We start from the raw sequence: 19,527 nt of genomic DNA on the forward strand, positions 1-19,527 counted from the left end.
ACTGTTTATTTTACGGCACCAGAAACAGAAATCATTTTGCGAATTACTACTCCAAATCTAAAATTTTCTTCATCGTCGCCGATTTATTTACGCTTTCCCTCCACTCTTTTTCAGGAATACTATCAACTGTAATACCGCAACCCATATACAAATGCGCTTGTGTCATGGCGAGTTCCGCACCCATCTTAATTTGCATGCACCGCAAGTTAACGTATAAATCCGTTTTTAATTCCTCTTTGTTAAATCCTTCCTTGTTTAACTCACCTAAAAACCCAGTATAATATTCTCTCTCATAACCTTCATTTTCTAAAATAAAGGCTTTGGCAACGTCTTTAGGTAAGCCACATACGGCAGGTGTTGGGTGCAAAACGGAAACTATTTGCTTCAAGCTAGAATTTTCCTTTATTACACCCTCAATATCCGTTTTGATATGAGCCAAAGTCCCCGCTTGAATGGTATAAGGACTGGAAACCGACACTTCTGAAGACAGCTCTTTTAGATTATTTATAATGAAATCAGTAACAAATTGCTGTTCCTCCATTTCTTTTTTCTCCCAGACTACTTCAGCCGAACCTTCAAGTTTTTGTGTTCCGGCAAGTGCCATCGTACTAAACTTCTTATTAGTGGCCTTAAGCAATCTTTCCGGCGTAGCACCCATCCACAATCCAATTTTTGGATGAAACCAGCAATAGCAAAAAGCACTTGGATAACTTTGAGTTAATTTTTCAAATATGGAGACTAAATCAAAATCGGACAAATCAACGATTTCTTTCCTTGACAAAACCACTTTTCTTAGAATTCCATTTGCAATAGCATCAATTCCTTTTTGAACAAGTTTTTCAAAATGCTCTTTGGCTTGCCTGTCTTCTGATTCTTTGAAATCAGAAAAAGTACTGTCTGCTGAAGATGTAATTAGAGCTTCCCATTTTACAGATTCCTTTTTAGGGATAAGGATCATTTGGCTGCCTTCAAAAGGCGCAAAAACGAATCCGCTCTCTTCAAAATTTTCGGTAAAATATAAATGGTCGTTATTCTGAAAAAAACCCGCTAATTTGATATCATTGGGTTTTCTGTATAAGACAAAAGGTAAATTCTGAGCTTGTTGCTGTTTTACTTTTATATAAAAATCTATCATAGATTAAATTTTAAAATGGATTTGAATAAAAAACGGTCTTCACATTTTATTTTTTTTCTTTGGTCAAAACCATATTAGTCAATTTACACAATGAAATCAAATTTCCGGCTTCATCTGTCACTTTAATTTCCCAAAGATGTAGCGTCCTTCCTTTATGAATAATTCGGGCCGTTCCGTAAACGACCCCTTCGCGAATACTTTTTAAATGGTTCGCTGAAATTTCAATTCCACGTACTTCTTGTTCTTTATCATTAATAAAAAAATGGGAAGCCGCACTGCCCACACTTTCTGCTAAAGCTACCGAGGCGCCGCCATGCAACAATCCCATAGGCTGATGAACAGATGGGTTGACAGGCATTTTGGCTACTAAAAAACCTTCTCCTGCATCAATATATTCAATATTTAAGGTTTCCATCAAGGTATTCTTTGAAAATTCATTGCAGTATTCCAGCATTTTAACTTTATCTAATATCATCCCTTTATCTTTTTAAAATGTAAATTTAATTAAAAGATAATTTAGAAAACAGCAAAACAATTGATAATCTAATCTCAAAATCAAAATTCATAGCTATTCAAATGAGTTTTTTCCTATTTTTACAAAAAATCTATCACAATGCGTCCTATTACTTTATTGTTATTTATTGGAATATTGATTTCAGTTTGCTCCTGTCGAAGTGATTTTGAGACAACTGCTAGCACCGGTGATTTGACTTTTTCTAAAGACACTATTTATTTAGATACTGTTTTCACTAAAATTGGTTCCAGTACCTACCGATTAAAAGTATACAATAAAAGTAAAAATGACATCACCATTCCCACCATACAATTAGCGAAAGGATTGAATTCAAAATATAGAATGACGGTTGACGGAATGCAAGGAAACAACGGTAAAATATTCAGCAATGTAGATTTATTGGCCAAGGATAGTTTGTATATTTTCATAGAAACCACAGCCAATATTGCAGATGCTAATCCAACGGATTTTCTTTATACTGACCAAATTCAGTTTGATAGTGGCGAAAACCTTCAAAAGATAGAATTGGTGACCTTAATTCAAGATGCCATTTTTCTTTATCCAAAACGTTTTGCTGATGGAACTACCGAAACACTTCCTATTGGTGACGAAAAAATTGAGGGTTTCTTTTTGGATGAAAATGACGCTGTAAACGGAAACGAACTCCATTTTAAAAACACAAAACCTTACGTTATCTATGGTTATGCCGCAGTTCCTTCGGGTAAAACAGTAACTTTTGATGCAGGATCCAGAGTTCATTTTCACGCAAATTCTGGTCTTATTGTATCTAATACTGCTTCGATAAATGTGAATGGCGCCGTTTCTACCACCGATAAACTAGAGAAAGAAGTCATTTTTGAAGGAGACCGTTTAGAACCTGATTATTCTGATGTTCCGGGACAATGGGGAACAATCTGGCTGACCAATGGCAGCACCAACAGCAATTTGAATCATCTTACCATCAAAAATGCCACCATCGGATTATTGATACAAAACAATGATGGAACGACCGTAAATATAAAAAACACCCAAATTTACAATTGTGCTAATTATGGGATTTTGGCTCAGACTGCAAAAATCAGCGGAGAAAATCTGGTGATCAATAATGCCGGCCAGGCGAGTTTGGCTTGTTCTTATGGGGGAAATTATAAATTCACCCATTGTACCTTCAATAACAATTGGAATAGTTCTGAGCAAGTGGCCGTTTTTCTGAGTAACAATATTTCGGGTGCCGTTCCGGAAGTCAAAGATTTAACCGCAGCAACCTTCAACAATTGTATTATTTACGGTTCTTATGCCACTGAAATGATATTAAAGAAAAAAACGGGTGCTGCTTTCCAATACCAATTCAACAATTGTCTGCTGAAATTTGATAATGTTTCCAATTCATTTACCACGAATCCCGATTATCAATTTGGAACTGACACGGCTCATTACAACGCAATAATTTTGAACAAAGACCCAAAATTCTTTAAAGTCTCATTAAATAAATTCAATATTGACAATATTTCTGCCGCTTTCGCAAAAGGAAATTCGGCGTATCTGATTCCGTTAGATATTTTGGGAAATACCAGGACTTTACCACCAGATTTAGGAGCGTATCAAAACAAACCATTTCCAAAATAAAATCTTTAGAAACTACTTCATTGTTCAAAATTCAATAGTATTTATGCAATGTTAAATCACAATTCATAGAACTTTTCAACAAAAAAATAAAGATTTACTACCTGATTTAGTAGTATATCCACACCATTTCGATAATTATTCTACCTAAATTTACGAAATTGATAATTATGTTAATAATTTCTTAATATGGTGTCGCTTTTAAAGTCTTAGTTTTGGCATCAACAAATTTTAACCAAAACCCATTTTTTAAACGATGAAAAAAATCTACTCATTATTAGTACTAATGTTCTGTACGGCGAGCATTGCTCAAATACCAACGGGCTATTATTCTACTGCCACCGGAACGGGGTACACCTTGAAAACCCAATTATATAACATTATTAAAGGTCACGTTGACAATGGATATGCTGGTTTATATACTACCTATCAAACTTCGGATGTTGATAATTTTTATGAAAATGACGGTTCCGTTTTAGATATGTACTCTGAAAAACCTGCTGGAACTGATCCTTATAATTATTCTCTGGGAACAACACAAAGATGCGGAACTTATAGTGTTGAAGGAGATTGCTACAATAGAGAGCATATCATTCCTCAATCTAGTTTTGGATCTGCAGCACCGATGGTTTCTGATGCCCATTTTATAACACCGACAGATGGAAAAGTAAACGGTCAAAGATCTAATTATCCTCACGGAATGGTTGCATCAGCGACTTGGACTTCTTTGAATGGCAGTAAACTTGGATCAAGTGCCGTATCAGGTTATACAGGTACAGTTTTCGAACCAATTGATGAATTTAAAGGTGACATTGCCAGAATGTACTTTTATTTTGCAACACGTTATGAAACTACGGTTTCAGGTTATACTTTTCCTATGTTTAACGGAACAAGCAATCAGGTATTTACAACTGCTTTTTTAAACATGCTTTTAGCCTGGAATACGCAAGACCCAGTAAATGCGCGAGAAATTGCTCGTAACAATGCTATTTACGGTACACAAAGCAATAGAAATCCTTACATAGATCATCCTGAATATGTACAAGCGATTTGGAATCCAACAGCCGACTCTCAAGCACCAACTGCTCCGACAAGTTTAGCGGTAACGGCTTCAACATCAAATTCAGTTTCATTAAGCTGGTTAGCCGCAACCGATAACATTGGGGTAACAGGATATGATGTGTACATGAATAATGCATTAAAAGCAACTGTAACGGGATTATCTACAACAATCACTGGACTTACAGCATCAACGGCTTATTCTTTTTATGTAAAAGCCAAAGATGCTGCCGCAAATACATCTGTTGCAAGCAATACAGCTAACGCTACAACTACTGGCGCGACTGACACCGTAGCGCCAACAGCACCAACTTCATTAATAGCTTCCGGAACTACGGACACTGCAACCAATTTAAGTTGGACTGCCTCTACCGATAATACTGGTGTTACCGGGTATGACGTGTACCAAGGAGCAACCCTAAAAGCAACGGCAACAGGCACAACTTATTCCGTGACAGGTTTAACAGCTGCCACAGCTTATACTTTTTCAATAAAAGCAAAAGATGCTGCCGGAAATATATCGGCTTCAAGCAATGTAGTTAGTGTAACGACTTCAGCGGCTGCGACAACATATTGTGCTTCTTCAGGAAACAGTACTGCAGATGAAAAAATCAGTAAAGTTGTTTTTGGAACCATAAACAATTCATCTGTTGGAACGGTTGGGTATGAAAATTTCGCTTCATTAACTGCAAATACGGCACGTGGAACAGCTTATACAATCACCATTACACCTATTTGGACGAGTACGGTATATAGTGAAGGATATGCAGTTTGGATTGATTACAACCAAAACGGTCTATTTACAGATGCTGGAGAATTAGTTTGGTCTAAAGCAGCCTCTACAACGACTCCAGTCTCAGGTGCTATCACTATACCAACAACGGCAACTTTAGGAACAACCAGAATGAGAGTTTCTTTGAAATACAATGCAATTCCAACAGCTTGTGAAGCGATTCCTTATGGACAAGTAGAAGATTATTCTGTAACCATTATTGCAGCAACGACTGATACGACTGCTCCAACAGCTCCAACTTCATTAACAGCTTCTGGAACTACCGCGACCGCTACCAATTTATCTTGGACAGCTTCAACGGATAATGTGGGAGTAACTGCCTATGATGTTTACCAAGGTGCTACTTTGAAAGCTACTGTAACCGCAACTACTTATGCTGTAACGGGATTGACTGCTTCAACAGCCTATACTTTTTCTGTAAAAGCTAAAGATGCCGCCGGAAATGTTTCTGCATCAAGTAATGTAGCGAGTATTACTACAGCTGCAGGTGGTTCAACTGCGACCGATTTATTGTTTTCTGAATATATTGAGGGTTCTTCCAATAACAAAGCATTGGAAATTTCGAATGCAACAGGAACTGCCGTTAACATGTCTATTTACAGTATTAAAAAACAAACAAATGGTGCCGGAGCGTGGAGTACAGGACTAGCCCTTGCAGGAACTTTAAACAACGGAAGTAAATTCACGATTGTAAACAGTTTGATTGCTCTAGGTTGTTATTCTACAGGTTCAGCAAATCTTTCTACATCAGCTGCTGAAATGGCTTTTAATGGAAATGATGCTGTAGGTTTATTTAAAAACGGAGTACTAATCGATATCATTGGAACTTTTAATGGAGGAGCGGCAGACTTTGCAATTGATGTAACTTTAAGAAGAAAATCAACTGTAACATCTCCAACTACAACATTCAGTATCACTGCGCAATGGGATTCGTATGCCGTTGACACTTGTAGTAATTTAGGAAGTCGTATTGCTACAAAATCAACTAAAACGACAGCAATTGTAGATCTTAGCGATTTTAAAATGTATCCAAATCCGTCTAATGGGAACTTTTCAATAGACAATTCGAATAAAGCCTTTTCAATTGAAATTTTTAATGTCCTAGGTCAAAAGGTTTTTGAAATTAAGAACGCAGACGGCTCAGCCTTATCTGTAACGAACCTTAACAAAGGAGTGTATCTGGTAAAAATAACGGATGACTCAAAATCCTTGATTAAGAAACTGATTATTAACTAGTTTTTGTTAAAGAATCCATAATTAGAAAGCGGCAAAATTGCCGCTTTTTTTTGTTCCAAATTTAATCTTAATTGACTAAATTTGCACCGCAATACAACAAACTATACAACAATGATCCATTTCTTTGAAAACCAAAGCAAAACTGTTTTTGCAGTACAGACGCAAAACGAAATTTCAGCTCAAGACATTTCAAAATTAAATTGGCTTTTTGCCGACTCAAATAAAATAGAAAAATCCGTACTGACGGGTTTTTTTGTTGGTCCTCGTGCCACTATGGTTACGCCTTGGAGCACGAACGCTGTAGAAATTACCCAAAACATGGGGATTGCGGGAATCATTCGAATCGAAGAATTTCACAAAGCTACTGCCGATTTCTCTGATTTTGACCCAATGCTTTCGCAAAAATACACCGAGCTAAATCAAGATATTTTTACTATCAACGTACTTCCGGAAGCAATTTTGGACATCGATGATATTGCCGCTTACAACAAAAAAGAAGGATTGTCTTTAAGTCCTGATGAAGTAGATTATTTAGATAATTTAGCCATCAAATTAGGACGAAAACTAACGGATTCCGAAATTTTCGGTTTCTCGCAAGCCAACTCAGAACACTGTCGTCACAAGATTTTCAACGGAAAATTTATAATTGACGGCGAAGAGAAAGAGTCTTCTTTATTCAAGATGATTAAGAAAACGTCTCAGGAAAACCCTAATGATATTGTTTCGGCTTACAAAGACAATGTGGCTTTTGTAAGAGGACCGAGAGTGCAGCAGTTTGCTCCAAAAAGCGCTGACAAACCGGATTTCTACGAAACAAAAGATTTTGATTCGGTTATTTCATTAAAGGCCGAAACGCACAATTTCCCAACAACCGTAGAGCCTTTCAACGGAGCTGCAACAGGTTCAGGAGGAGAAATTCGCGACCGTTTGGCTGGTGGACAAGGTTCGTTGCCATTAGCAGGAACGGCAGTTTACATGACTTCATATTCTCGTTTGGAAGAAAACAGAGCATGGGAAAATGCAGTTTCAGAAAGAAAATGGCTGTATCAAACACCAATGGATATTTTGATTAAAGCCTCTAATGGAGCTTCTGATTTTGGAAACAAATTCGGGCAGCCTTTAATTACAGGTTCTGTACTTACTTTCGAACACCAAGAAAACGCTTCGACAGGATCAGCACAAGCTAGAAAATTAGGTTACGATAAAGTAATCATGCAAGCCGGTGGAATTGGGTACGGAAAATTAGACCAAGCGATAAAACACAAACCACAAGAAGGCGATAAAATCGTTATTTTGGGTGGTGAAAATTATAGAATCGGGATGGGTGGCGCTGCGGTTTCCTCAGCAGACACTGGCGCTTTTGGTTCAGGAATTGAATTGAACGCCATACAACGTTCGAACCCGGAAATGCAAAAACGTGCTGCCAATGCCATTCGTGGTTTGGTAGAAAGTGATAATAATCCAATTGTTTCCATTCACGATCACGGCGCTGGAGGACACTTAAACTGTCTTTCGGAATTAGTGGAAGAAACTGGAGGTTTAATTGATTTAGACAAATTGCCTGTGGGCGATCCTACGCTTTCTGCAAAAGAAATCATCGGTAACGAATCTCAGGAAAGAATGGGATTAGTTATTGGCAAAGAAAATATCGATTTACTTCAAAAAATTGCTGATCGGGAACGTTCTCCAATGTATCAGGTGGGAGAAGTGACCGGCGATCATCGTTTTACTTTCGAATCAAAAACTACCGGTGCCAAACCAATGGATTTTGCTTTGGAAGACTTTTTTGGAAGTTCTCCAAAAGTAGTGATGACCGATAAAACTATCGAATACAACTATGCCGGTTTAGAATATTCTACAAAAAATATCGCCACTTATTTAGAGCAAGTACTTCAATTAGAAGCGGTTGCCTGTAAAGACTGGTTGACGAATAAAGTCGATCGTTGTGTAGGCGGAAAAGTGGCCAAGCAACAATGTGCGGGACCCTTGCAATTGCCATTGAACAATTGTGGTGTGATGGCGTTGGATTATTTAGGAAAAGAAGGAATTGCGACTTCAATAGGCCACGCTCCTATTTCGGCTTTGATTGATCCTGTGGCAGGAAGCAGAAATGCGATTGCCGAATCATTATCGAATATTGTTTGGGCACCAATTAAAGACGGATTGAAAGGTATTTCACTTTCAGCCAACTGGATGTGGGCATGTAAAAACGAAGGTGAAGACGCTCGTTTGTATGCTGCTGTTGAAGGTTGTTCCGATTTTGCAATCGAACTAGGAATCAATATTCCAACTGGAAAAGATTCGCTTTCCATGAAGCAAAAATACCCGAATGACGAAGTGATTGCGCCGGGAACGGTAATTATTTCGGCAGGTGGAAACTGTACGGATATCAGAAAAGTAGTGGAACCTGTTTTACAAAGAGACGGCGGTTCTATTTATTATATCAATTTGTCGCAAGACGAATATAAATTAGGAGGTTCATCTTTTGCACAAGTTCTGAACAAAATTGGAACCGAAACGCCAACAATAAAAGACGCGGCTTTCTTCAAAAAAGCGTTCAATACCATTCAGGAATTAATCTTGGAAGATAACATTCTTGCAGGACACGACATTGGAAGTGGTGGCTTGATCACGACTTTATTGGAAATGTGTTTTGCTGATGTGAATTTGGGAGCAAAAATAGATTTCTCTGTTTTTGAAGAAAAAGACATCATCAAATATCTTTTTGCAGAGAACATTGGAATTGTTTTTCAAGCTAAAATCGATGCCACTTTAGAAAGCAAGTTAAACCAAAACGGAGTTAGTTTCTACAAATTAGGAACTGCAACTAGTGAAGCGACTTTAGACTTTGGTCCTTGCAAATTAGACATACCTAAATACAGAGATATTTGGTTTAAAACTTCGTTTTTATTAGACCAAAAACAATCAAAGAACGGAACAGCACAACAGCGTTTCGACAATTATAAAAATCAAGCCTTACAGTATACTTTCCCAACTCATTTTGCAGGAAAAAAACCCGTAATCGACTCTTCTCAACCACGACCAAAAGCGGCAATTATCCGTGAAAAAGGAAGTAATTCGGAACGTGAAATGGCGAATGCGATGTACTTGGCCGGTTTTGATGTCAAAGACGTTCACATGACAGATTTGATTTCAGGGCGTGAAACTTTGGAAGACATTAAGTTCATTGGTGCTGTGGGAGGATTCTCAAATTCGGATGTATTGGGTTCAGCCAAAGGTTGGGCAGGAGCATTTTTATACAACGAAAAAGCAAAAACGGCTTTAGACAATTTCTTCAAACGCGAAGATACGTTGTCAGTTGGAATTTGTAACGGTTGCCAACTGTTTATGGAACTCGAAGTGATCAATCCGGAGCATGAAGTACACGGAAAAATGTTGCATAACGAAAGTCAAAAACATGAAAGTATTTTTACTTCGGTTACGGTTCAGGAAAATAATTCAGTGATGTTATCCAGTTTGGCTGGTGCTACGTTAGGCGTTTGGGTTTCGCACGGAGAAGGAAAATTCAACTTACCAATGGGCGAAGAAAATTATAATATTGTTTCTAAATATGCCTACGAAGGCTATCCTGCTAATCCAAACGGCTCTCATTTTGATGTTGCGATGCTTTGCGATAAAACAGGCCGTCACTTAGTAATGATGCCACACATTGAACGTTCTACTTTTCAATGGAACTGGCCGCATTACCCAAAAGATAGAGACGATGAAGTTTCGCCTTGGCATGAAGCTTTTGTCAATGCCAGAAAATGGATGAATAAAAAATAACTTTTTTGATTTATTATATTGAAAGCGTTCCTGAAAAGGAGCGCTTTTTTTATGGGAGTTAATTTAAAATGATTTTGATGATTTGTAATAAAAATATTATTTCTACATTTGAGACAATTTACCCAATTATGGGTGTATAGTCGCAACTTTGTAGCGAGTATATACAAGTTAATGGCTAGTTTGCCAAAAAAACCGCAGAAAATAGAAATTAATAAAAATATGATTGCATTATACATAAATTGGGATTTTGACTCTGAAATAATTAACATTTTTGGGTTTCCATTAAAATATTACGGACTTCTATTTGGTTGTGGTTTACTTTTAAGTACTTATATTCTAAAAGGAATTTATAAAAAAGAAAACTTAAAAGATAATGCACACGAAGCGTTGTTTGTATATGGAATAATTGGAATTTTTGTTGGGGCAAGACTTGGACATTGTTTATTTTATGACTTTGAATATTATTCGGAAAATATTTTAGAAATGTTTTTACCAATAAAAATAAATCAAATTGGAGAAGTAAAATTTATTGGTTATAGCGGATTAGCAAGCCACGGAGGAACAATTGGACTATTTATTTCACTTTATTTATATTCAAAAAAATATAAAATAAAATATCTTAAAATACTTGATTTAATTGCAATCGTTGCACCACTTGGAGCAACATTTATTAGACTTGCTAATTTAATGAACTCGGAAATGATTGGTAATCCGACTACAATGCCTTGGGCGTTTATTTTTAGAAAAGTTGACAATATACCAAGACATCCAGCGCAACTTTATGAAGCAATCGCTTATTTAATAATTTTCATTATAATTTTTACAGTTTACAAAACCAAAAACATAAAGTTAGGAAATGGATTTTTGTTTGGTTTGGCAATAACTTTAATTTTTACTATGAGAATTTTAATAGAGTTTGTAAAAATAAATCAAGTGGAATTTGAAGAAGGAATGAAATTAAATATGGGACAAATTTTGAGTATTCCATTTATTATAATCGGAATATATTTTATGGGGAAAAATTTAATAAAAAACGAAACTGAATATAAAACCAGCCACTAAGCGCCGTTTGGCAATATGGCGGGTTTAGGCTTAATTTGAAGTTGGTTTTGTACTTGGAAAAGTAGTCATTAACCGAAAGTTTAGGCTTTCATAATCCGCCACATCGCCAAGCGGCCAAACGTTAGCGAAAAATTTAAAAATATTCTCAAATCAAAAAAACAGAAAATATGGAACAGATAAAATGGTTTGACAGAAATTTCAATTTTGATACGAATCAAAATATTTTCCCTTCAATTCTGGAACGACTTTTAGGAACTCCATTGCGAGTTGAAGAAAAATTTAAATCAATCCAACCAACTATACTGACGTACAAAATTAATAATACATGGTCAATAAAAGAAAATGTAGGACACCTAATTGACCTTGAACCGCTTTGGTAAGGTAGATTTGAAGATATAAAAAACGGGCAATTGGAATTACGCCCTGCTGACTTACAAAATAGTAAAACTGACTTGGCGAACCATAATGACACGCCAATTGAAGAACTCCTTGATACTTTCAGAAAAGTAAGATATCAAACTATTATGTTACTTGAAAATATTGATGAACAAACCGTTTTTAAATCCGCTCTTCATCCAAGGCTTAAAACTCCAATGCGAACAATGGACTTATTTTTATTTGTAGCGGAACATGATGATCATCATTTGGCAAAAATTTCAGAAATAGTTAAAACAAAAAACGCAAAAAAATAAACTACTGCAACAGCGGTATCACCAGATTTGAGATTTCGGGTACTGCATTTTGGTATGCAATAATTAATAAAAATCCTATAACCCGTTTAATCCTTATACATAGCGTATTTTTGCAGGGTGAAGAAATCAGTTTCAATTATTGGAGGAGGACCTGCAGCACTTTTGCTTGCCGCATTTCTCGATCCGCAGCAATTTAATGTTACCATTTACGAGAAAAACAAAACGCTTGGAAGAAAGTTTCTTGTGGCTGGAAAAGGCGGATTTAACCTTACCCATTCTGAACCAATTGCGCAATTTATAGAACGCTACACTCCATCCCATTTTTTAAAGGAATCCCTACTCAATTTTGACAACCAAGATTTTCAAAAATGGATTGATCTCATGGGAATCCCGACGTACATCGGCAGTAGTAAACGTGTATATCCGGAAAGCGGAATTAAACCTATTGCAGTGCTTAACGCTATTCTTGATGTGCTCAAAAAGCGAAGAGTCGCCATTCAATATCAATATATTTGGACGGGCTGGAATAGCAACCAAGATCTTGTTTTCAATGATAATATAGAAATCAAATCGGATTATGTCATTTTTGCCCTGGGCGGAGGCAGCTGGAAAGTAACTGGCTCCGATGGAACCTGGCTTAATTTATTCAAAAAAAAAGGAATAGATGTCGTTCCTTTTAAAGCCTCAAATTGTGCTTATGGTGTAAACTGGCGTGATGATTTCATCGATTTATATGAAGGAAATCCGCTTAAAAATATAGCCATTAGCTGTGGCGATAAAACTCAAAAAGGCGAAGTGGTGATTACGCGTTTTGGTTTAGAAGGCAATGCCATTTATGCAATCAGCCCGCAAATCCGGGAGGAGCTTAATAGTCAGCAAAAGGCTAGCATTTTCTTAGATCTAAAACCAACATTAAGTCAGGATGATTTGCATCAAAAGATCAAAAAATCAAACTTAAAAAAGACAAGTGAAAAATTACAAAAAGAGCTTAAAATGAGTCCTGCACAAATTGGGCTTTTGAAAACCTATCTTTCAAAAGAAACCTACCTGAATACGGAACTTTTGGCACAAAGAATCAAAAAGCTCCGTATTGAAATCACAGGTTCTGCCCTATTGGACGAAGCCATATCCACCACTGGAGGGATTCAGTTGAATGCCTTGGATGAAAATTTTGAATTAAAAAAGATGAAGAATAACTATTGCATTGGGGAAATGATTGATCTGGATGCACCTACTGGCGGCTATCTTCTTCAATCTTGCTTTAGTATGGGTGTTTATCTTGCACGTCACCTGAATGTTATTTCTTAATAGTTTGGTTGATTCAGGTAGCTTTATATTTCATTAATTTTGAGTCTCATAAAAATAATTCTGTTTAGAAATACGGTTTTATAAACTAATCAATGGGTATCAAACTCGTGTACCATTTCGTTGGTCATAGACGGAAGGTTGGAAAACCTCTATGTATTTGATGCCATTTCGCCAACCTATCAAACTAGTAACACTACTACTAAACAGAATTTATAATATTACAAAGATAGGTTATCTCCCGTTTTGGGCTTTTACATAGTTTTTCAATTAATTTTCAAAATTTACAGTTTTTTGAAGACTTGTAATAATAAGTAAATTATTTTAAGTTAGCTCACATCGATTTATATAATCATTTACGAAGTACATTTTCATCATTCCTCTATTTTTCACTTCAATTTCTCCTCTATAATCACAATTAAAGGTCTCTTTAATCAACTCATAGGTATTTTGAGATATATTTATTTTGCCTGGCTCTGAATTAGATTCCATGCGGGAAGCTATGTTTACTGTGTCGCCCCAAATGTCATAGGCAAATTTTTTCGTCCCAACTACTCCCGCCACTACCGGCCCGGAATTAATCCCGATGCGAATTTCAAAACGGGTATGATTTAGTGGATTATTATTTTTTGAATCCGTAACAAATTGGGCAATTTCAAAAGCGGCATGAATCATTTTAAAAGCATGATCGTCTGTTGGAAAAGGTAATCCTCCTGCACACATATAACAATCCCCGACCGTTTTTATTTTTTCTAAATCATATTTCGCCATAATTTCATCAAATTTCGAAAAATAATAGTCAACACTTTCTACCAATTTCTCTGGTGATAACTTTTCCGCATAATGTGTAAATCCTTCGAAATCAGTAAATAATACGGTAACCGATTCGAACTTTTTGGCTAGTACTTTCCCATTTTGTTTTAACTCATGCGCTGTTTCCTCAGGAAGAATATTAAGCAATAAGTGGTCTGACCGATTCTTTTCTTCTTCAATAATAACATTAGTTTTCTTTATGAATTTATAGCGTCTGTACATTCCGAAGGCCAATAAAAAAACAAGTGCAGATGAAACAGCAGATGAAATTGCCATAATCTGCCGGTTTTTCTTTCCCTGGTTTAGCAAATCGACTTCAGACTGTTTCTGGGAAACTTCATAATCCGTTCGCAAATCAGCCATTTGCTGAACAGATTTGAGATTAGTAACACTATCCCTATAAGCAATATGATTTTTATAATATTTAAAGGATTCAGTAGTATTACCGGCTTTTTGATAGAGCTCAGAAAGTTTGAGATTTGAGTTACTGATTTGATCTTTCAACCCATATCTTTGGGCTAGTTCTAGACTTCTTTGCGCATAATTGAGTGCTGTAGTCCAATCATTCTGTTTTAAATAAATATCTGACATGTAGGTCAGATAATCTGAAATTGCATAGTAATCCTTTAGTTCTTCCAGCATTTTTATGGATTGACTAATATAATTCTTTGCCAATACATCCTTTCCCTGCTCTGCGTATACCATTCCTATATTTCCCAAGTTATAAGCTGTACCACTTAAATAATCAGCCTTTTTGAAAATTTCTCCTGATTCTTTAAAATAACGTAAAGCTAAATCATATTTCTTGTTTTTTGAATATTCGTCGCCTGCGTTGAGTAAAGCTGACGCTAAACCAATTGAATTGTCTGTTTTTCTTAATAATTTGATTGCTTTGTCGTAGTATATTTGGGCATTTTTAGAATTTCCCATTACTGAATATACATCCGCGATTGAAGAATATGCGGTCCCTTGTCCTATATTGTATTTTGCTTTAGTTGCTGCCTCTTCACTTTTGAAAAAAGCATCCAGCGATTTATTTAAATCTCCCAAGAGTCTGAGTTTATTCCCTTTTTGAAAATAGCCACGATGCAGATATAAATAGTTTTTTTCTAATTTGGAAAGTGCGATAAGTTCTTCTGCGTATTTTAAGGATAATTTGAGATTATTCACTTCATTAAAAGATAAATTCCTAAGTAATTCTAATTTTTCAGAATTATCAAGATTCCCTTCCTGATAAATTTTCACTAGGCTATCTGCCACTTTTTGCTCTTGGGCTGAAATACTTAAATGAAAAAAAAATACACAAAGGGAAACTGAAAAATAATATTTAAAAAAGGGTAGTTCCATTATGGATTTATCGCTAATTTCGGATCAATGCTAAAAATACCCGGTCGTCTAATGCCATTATTGAAAACGTTAAACATTATGGTATATTTTTCTGTTTCCCCACGGGCGTTGTTTCGAACAGCGCCGGAAACTTTTTCCGGATGCTGCCCATTTCCAGATAAATTATCGTGACTAAAAACACTATTACCGCCACTATGATTTATATTGGTAATATTGACCGTATCTAGCGGTGTTACGCTGGACACACCTTGCCAGATTACGGTATCGCCAGCATTTACCCTAGTTAAAAAATCTTCATTAGTAATCCCTGGACCTTGTCCAAAATTACAAAATGGATCAACATTTTGTACGGAAATTTGACTTTTGTCAACATTTAGAGTGACGATTACATCTGCCATAATTGATATATTTAAAGGTTAATAAAATCTAATTTAGAAAACTATTAATTTAAAAATGGCTGGGGAAACCAATGAATCGAAATCGAATGTAACATGCTAATTATAAGGTAAATATAATCAATATTTATCAAAATAAAGTAGTATATTTAAAGGATTTTAATCCAAATTCATCCTTATGAATATTGAACATCAACCTATTGACTGGAAGGAAATATTTCATCCTAAAAATATTGTTTTAAATTTAGTGGGTGTCGCATTTATTACATTGGCATTAAAAGGGTTTATGATACCCAATAAATTTTTGGACGGAGGGATTATAGGTATTTCCATACTTATGCATGAAATCACCCATTTGCCTTTTGGAATTCTGGTGCTCAGCTTAAACTTACCGTTCTTGTTTTTAGGAAAACGGTTACTGGGTAAAACATTTGCCATACAAAGTTTGATCACTTTTTTATTGATAGCAGCCGCTATGACCTTTATACATATCGATGCCGTTACTACAGATCGCCTTTTAATTGCCTTGTTTGGTGGTTGCCTTATAGGTATCGGAATGGGCTTGTGTATTCGAAGTGGTTCAACCGCTGATGGTGTGGAAATTCTTGCCTTATTAACTACCCGAAAAATTGGGCTTAATGTGTCAGAAGTCATTTTTGCTATGAACACCTTATTATTTCTGGCTGCTGCGTGGTATTTTGGAATTGCGACTGCATTATATTCGATAGTTACTTATTTTTCGGCCATAAAATCACTTGATTATATCGCCCACGGTTTAGAACAATACACTTCCTTAAATATCATTTCATCCAAAAGTGACGACATCAAGGCTCTAATCGTAAAAAAATTCGGAAAAGGAATTACAGTAATTAAAGGCGAGCGCGGCTATTTACCTGATACTTTCGATATGAAAACGGACTGCGATATCATTGTCACGGTAGTGACCCGACTTGAATTACTTAGAATCAAAGATGAAATAAGAAAATTAGACCCTAAAGCTTTTATGTTTATTCAATACATTAAAGAAGCGAGTGGAGGAATTCTAAGAAATAAGCAAAAACATTCTTAAATGAAATAATTATGATAGGAGATTCAATGAAGAAAGTGAGTACTAATGCCCTATCCTAAAAAACCAATAATATTTATATGAAAAACTGGAATGCATTGTCTATGAATGTCTTGGATTGTTTAAAATCCAGATTGTCACCATTTCTAATTTATCACCATTGGAAACATACGCAACATGTGGTAAAAATAGCAGAATATATTGCTCAGCAAGAACATATAAATGAAGCTGACATACTACTACTAAAAACTGCGGCACTGTTTCATGATGCTGGATTTATCAACACTGGTACTGAGGGACATGAAGAAGAAGGTATTCGACTGGCTGAAAAAAAATTACCAGATTTTGGATACACCAAAAAAGAAATCGAAATCATTTCTGGCATGATCAGAGCCACTATAATACCTCAAAAACCAAAAACCAAACTAGAATGTATTCTTGCAGATGCCGATCTCGAATATCTTGGAACGGATAATTTTGAGCACATTGGGAACAAACTATACTTGGAATTGAAACACTACAATCCAAATCTCAGCTTGGAGGAATGGAACGAAATACAAATAAATTTTCTGCAATCGCACTTTTATCATACTGCCTACTGCATTCACAGTAGAACTGAGGGAAAAATGAAGAACCTTAATCAACTTATTAAACAAACCAAGAATTTAGAAAGATTGTAAATATTGACCTAGTTTTTAGTAAATTAAGCAATGGCTGAATTTTTATTTTTAATACATGTATAAAAGCAATTTTGAATGAATGTTACAATTGGCTGACGAAGTTTTCGCTGTCAAAAATGATCCTGAACAGCTTGATGTAAATCAGGAGGTGCTCGAGCGATTGATGCGAATACATCCCGCTACAGTTTCAGAATATGATGATGGAAATGATCCGGTGGCATGAATTTTACTAATCCCTACCACGCTGGAGTTGACAAGCGACCCAAGTAATTTCGAGCATTAAAATTGTTGTATGATATTTATAGCATATTATTTGCTCAAAAAGCTGCAATTAACTAGATTTGGCTATCAACCTTCTATCTACCCCTAACTAATGAAAGACCTTAAACTATCGTTTATTGCATTGATACTCTTTGTAACTGGCAGTTATGCCCAAAATAAAATCGATAAAATCACGACAAAAAATGGAATCCATTATATAACTACAAATGTCGATTATCCCATAACCGGAACCTATTTATTTGAAGGAGCAGCAGAACCTATCGTGCAATTAAATCCAGATGGAACCGGGATTTTTTAGCTGGATGACTTATCAAAAACAACTATGATTTGGGGTATGGAATGCTTTGAAGACGGGACGCCCAAATACCAAAAAGGTTTTAATTATGCGGTCTACACGCTTTGGTACAAAAACAAAGAAACAACTACTGGAAGTGAAACTGACGATGGATGGATACACGCGCATTTTTCTATTCACTTTGAAAAAAAGAAAATGTTTATCTTAGGAGATCGAAGTAAAGACTATGTAGAATAATTTTGCCAATTGGCGAATATATCCCCGTCACGTTGCTACAAAATCATAAAGCCGAAACAGTTTGTTTCGGCTTTATGATTTACAAAGAATGATTCTTTTATAGGCAATAATTATTTCTCCATGAGTTTCTCACTGTAGTAAGCAATTTCATCAACAATCAATCCTTTATCATTGAAAGTGTCAATAAAAAGTATTGGCATTACAATTTTTTTATTGTCTGATTTTCTGGTCATATTAAAATTCCACCAAGATTGCACCACTTTTGCATTTCCCATCTCATAGTTTAAATAGTCAGGGTAGCCAACCACATCAATACTTGTAATGTCAAATTGTGCCATTAATTTTTTATCATTATCTTTCATCTGATCCAAGGTCATGCTTTTTTCATCTGGAGCCATATTAATACTTCTAAATTTTGCTTCTTTATCGTAAAAACTATAGGATTTATCATAGTCTTTGTTTTCAAATGAATAGATCATGGCCCTAACCTTGTTAATATAGTCGTGATGATTGTATATCGTACCGTTTTTTCTTTCATCAGAACTGCTTCCAATTTCATCAAAAATACTATTGTTATTATATTTTGTAATTGATTTAATTTTATTGTTTTTATTCACCACAAATAGTTGATGCAAAGGCATATCTATTTTTACGCCAGTTTTTTTATGCATTCCTTTTACATCTTCCCATGTCTGCACCCAAACAACATCTTTTTGAGCATCATCTATATATTCTAATGCATCCGGATAAGCTCCTGTCGAACGTTTGATACTTAGATAATCAATATTATCTTTCCAATACTTCACTCTTTTTAAAAAGGAGGCCTTATCTCCTGCTTTTTCATTCATGTCAGTGCCATTGAAAGATTTGAAATCATCAGCTAAAAAACTGGCTACCTTGTCAGCATCTCCGCTAACAAAAGCTTTAGTCATCGATTCAACTACATTAATTGCAGGATGATCCACATAAATAGTACCATTCGTTTTTTTTTGTGCGTAAGTGATGCAAGTAAAAACCACCATCACAATTAGTAGTGCTTTTTTCATTTTAATATTGTTTTTAGTTAATACTACTATAAATATAGCTAATTTTATTTAAAAGCTTGACAATCAATAGTATAAAAATTAATTTTATGTAATTAAATTAGAACTAACTATAATCAGGCAAAATGATATCAGGTAATTTTAAAAAACACAGTATCACTAGC

Annotated in this window: 17 protein-coding genes; 12 read left to right on the forward strand and 5 right to left on the reverse strand. The window is 35.5% G+C overall.

Going from position 1 to position 19,527, the window contains the following annotated elements; genetic code table 11:
* Positions 1–46: 46 nt before the first annotated feature.
* Positions 47–1,135, reverse strand: a complete 1,089-nt coding sequence (locus ACFX5F_RS07430; protein ID WP_379851383.1) for an isochorismate synthase — start codon at positions 1,133–1,135, stop codon at positions 47–49.
* A 46-nt stretch (positions 1,136–1,181) separates the two neighbouring features.
* Positions 1,182–1,610 (reverse strand): PaaI family thioesterase, encoded by a 429-nt coding sequence (locus ACFX5F_RS07435; RefSeq protein WP_379851385.1) that lies wholly within the window; start codon positions 1,608–1,610, stop codon positions 1,182–1,184.
* A gap of 138 nt (positions 1,611–1,748) precedes the next feature.
* On the opposite strand from ACFX5F_RS07435, the gene ACFX5F_RS07440 reads away from it, so the two are divergent.
* The 7 genes from ACFX5F_RS07440 (at position 1,749) to ACFX5F_RS07470 (ending at position 13,208) form a co-directional block, all read left to right on the forward strand.
* Positions 1,749–3,275, forward strand: a complete 1,527-nt coding sequence (locus ACFX5F_RS07440; RefSeq protein ID WP_379851387.1) for a hypothetical protein — start codon at positions 1,749–1,751, stop codon at positions 3,273–3,275.
* Positions 3,276–3,528: 253 nt separating this feature from the next.
* Entirely contained in the window at positions 3,529–6,360 is a 2,832-nt protein-coding gene (locus ACFX5F_RS07445; protein WP_379851389.1) for an endonuclease, read from the forward strand.
* A 111-nt stretch (positions 6,361–6,471) separates the two neighbouring features.
* A complete protein-coding gene (purL, locus tag ACFX5F_RS07450) occupies positions 6,472–10,146 on the forward strand; it encodes a phosphoribosylformylglycinamidine synthase (protein WP_379851391.1) in 3,675 nt (1,224 codons plus the stop codon).
* A gap of 219 nt (positions 10,147–10,365) precedes the next feature.
* Positions 10,366–11,208, forward strand: a complete 843-nt coding sequence (lgt, locus tag ACFX5F_RS07455; RefSeq protein ID WP_379851393.1) for a prolipoprotein diacylglyceryl transferase — start codon at positions 10,366–10,368, stop codon at positions 11,206–11,208.
* Positions 11,209–11,375: 167 nt separating this feature from the next.
* Positions 11,376–11,588 carry a hypothetical protein gene (locus tag ACFX5F_RS07460; protein ID WP_379851395.1) on the forward strand — a complete coding sequence of 71 codons (213 nt, stop codon included), beginning with the start codon at positions 11,376–11,378 and terminating at the stop codon, positions 11,586–11,588.
* Positions 11,589–11,618: 30 nt separating this feature from the next.
* Complete coding sequence (locus ACFX5F_RS07465; RefSeq protein WP_379851397.1) at positions 11,619–11,900, forward strand: DinB family protein; 282 nt, start codon at positions 11,619–11,621, stop codon at positions 11,898–11,900.
* A gap of 117 nt (positions 11,901–12,017) precedes the next feature.
* On the forward strand, positions 12,018–13,208 hold the full coding sequence (locus ACFX5F_RS07470; RefSeq protein WP_379851399.1) for a BaiN/RdsA family NAD(P)/FAD-dependent oxidoreductase: 1,191 nt from the start codon (positions 12,018–12,020) through the stop codon (positions 13,206–13,208).
* Positions 13,209–13,529: 321 nt separating this feature from the next.
* Here ACFX5F_RS07470 and ACFX5F_RS07475 read toward each other — a convergent pair whose 3' ends face one another.
* Both ACFX5F_RS07475 and ACFX5F_RS07480 read right to left on the reverse strand, forming a co-directional pair.
* Complete coding sequence (locus ACFX5F_RS07475) at positions 13,530–15,278, reverse strand: adenylate/guanylate cyclase domain-containing protein (protein WP_379851401.1); 1,749 nt, start codon at positions 15,276–15,278, stop codon at positions 13,530–13,532.
* Positions 15,279–15,364: 86 nt separating this feature from the next.
* Positions 15,365–15,763: a hypothetical protein gene (locus ACFX5F_RS07480; RefSeq protein ID WP_379851403.1), complete on the reverse strand. Its 399-nt coding sequence runs from the start codon at positions 15,761–15,763 to the stop codon at positions 15,365–15,367.
* Positions 15,764–15,938: 175 nt separating this feature from the next.
* Between ACFX5F_RS07480 and ACFX5F_RS07485 the strand changes: the two genes are divergently transcribed.
* From ACFX5F_RS07485 to ACFX5F_RS07505, 5 genes are all read left to right on the forward strand, one after another.
* On the forward strand, positions 15,939–16,829 hold the full coding sequence (locus ACFX5F_RS07485) for a YitT family protein (protein WP_379851405.1): 891 nt from the start codon (positions 15,939–15,941) through the stop codon (positions 16,827–16,829).
* 77 nt (positions 16,830–16,906) lie between these two features.
* On the forward strand, positions 16,907–17,506 hold the full coding sequence (locus ACFX5F_RS07490; RefSeq protein WP_379851407.1) for an HD domain-containing protein: 600 nt from the start codon (positions 16,907–16,909) through the stop codon (positions 17,504–17,506).
* Between the two features lie 79 nt (positions 17,507–17,585).
* Positions 17,586–17,729, forward strand: a complete 144-nt coding sequence (locus ACFX5F_RS07495; protein WP_379851409.1) for a hypothetical protein — start codon at positions 17,586–17,588, stop codon at positions 17,727–17,729.
* Between the two features lie 150 nt (positions 17,730–17,879).
* Complete coding sequence (locus ACFX5F_RS07500) at positions 17,880–18,086, forward strand: hypothetical protein (protein ID WP_379851410.1); 207 nt, start codon at positions 17,880–17,882, stop codon at positions 18,084–18,086.
* 24 nt (positions 18,087–18,110) lie between these two features.
* Positions 18,111–18,320 (forward strand): hypothetical protein, encoded by a 210-nt coding sequence (locus tag ACFX5F_RS07505; protein ID WP_379851412.1) that lies wholly within the window; start codon positions 18,111–18,113, stop codon positions 18,318–18,320.
* 110 nt (positions 18,321–18,430) lie between these two features.
* Here ACFX5F_RS07505 and ACFX5F_RS07510 read toward each other — a convergent pair whose 3' ends face one another.
* Positions 18,431–19,366, reverse strand: coding sequence for a nuclear transport factor 2-like protein (locus tag ACFX5F_RS07510; RefSeq protein ID WP_379851414.1), 936 nt, complete (start codon positions 19,364–19,366; stop codon positions 18,431–18,433).
* Positions 19,367–19,527: the final 161 nt, after the last annotated feature.

Source organism: Flavobacterium zhoui (genome assembly GCF_042787235.1).
Lineage (GTDB): Bacteria > Bacteroidota > Bacteroidia > Flavobacteriales > Flavobacteriaceae > Flavobacterium > Flavobacterium zhoui.

Bases quoted from the DNA above. Each gene is read 5' to 3' on its own strand.
- ACFX5F_RS07500 (WP_379851410.1), top strand. From the start codon at position 17,880: ATGAAAGACCTTAAACTATCGTTTATTGCATTGATACTCTTTGTAACT.
- purL (WP_379851391.1), top strand. From the start codon at position 6,472: ATGATCCATTTCTTTGAAAACCAAAGCAAAACTGTTTTTGCAGTACAG.
- ACFX5F_RS07505 (WP_379851412.1), top strand. From the start codon at position 18,111: ATGATTTGGGGTATGGAATGCTTTGAAGACGGGACGCCCAAATACCAA.
- ACFX5F_RS07510 (WP_379851414.1), bottom strand. From the start codon at position 19,366: ATGAAAAAAGCACTACTAATTGTGATGGTGGTTTTTACTTGCATCACT.
- lgt (WP_379851393.1), top strand. From the start codon at position 10,366: ATGATTGCATTATACATAAATTGGGATTTTGACTCTGAAATAATTAAC.
- ACFX5F_RS07440 (WP_379851387.1), top strand. From the start codon at position 1,749: ATGCGTCCTATTACTTTATTGTTATTTATTGGAATATTGATTTCAGTT.
- ACFX5F_RS07485 (WP_379851405.1), top strand. From the start codon at position 15,939: ATGAATATTGAACATCAACCTATTGACTGGAAGGAAATATTTCATCCT.
- ACFX5F_RS07435 (WP_379851385.1), bottom strand. From the start codon at position 1,610: ATGATATTAGATAAAGTTAAAATGCTGGAATACTGCAATGAATTTTCA.
- ACFX5F_RS07445 (WP_379851389.1), top strand. From the start codon at position 3,529: ATGAAAAAAATCTACTCATTATTAGTACTAATGTTCTGTACGGCGAGC.
- ACFX5F_RS07460 (WP_379851395.1), top strand. From the start codon at position 11,376: ATGGAACAGATAAAATGGTTTGACAGAAATTTCAATTTTGATACGAAT.
- ACFX5F_RS07430 (WP_379851383.1), bottom strand. From the start codon at position 1,135: ATGATAGATTTTTATATAAAAGTAAAACAGCAACAAGCTCAGAATTTA.
- ACFX5F_RS07495 (WP_379851409.1), top strand. From the start codon at position 17,586: ATGTTACAATTGGCTGACGAAGTTTTCGCTGTCAAAAATGATCCTGAA.
- ACFX5F_RS07480 (WP_379851403.1), bottom strand. From the start codon at position 15,763: ATGGCAGATGTAATCGTCACTCTAAATGTTGACAAAAGTCAAATTTCC.
- ACFX5F_RS07490 (WP_379851407.1), top strand. From the start codon at position 16,907: ATGAAAAACTGGAATGCATTGTCTATGAATGTCTTGGATTGTTTAAAA.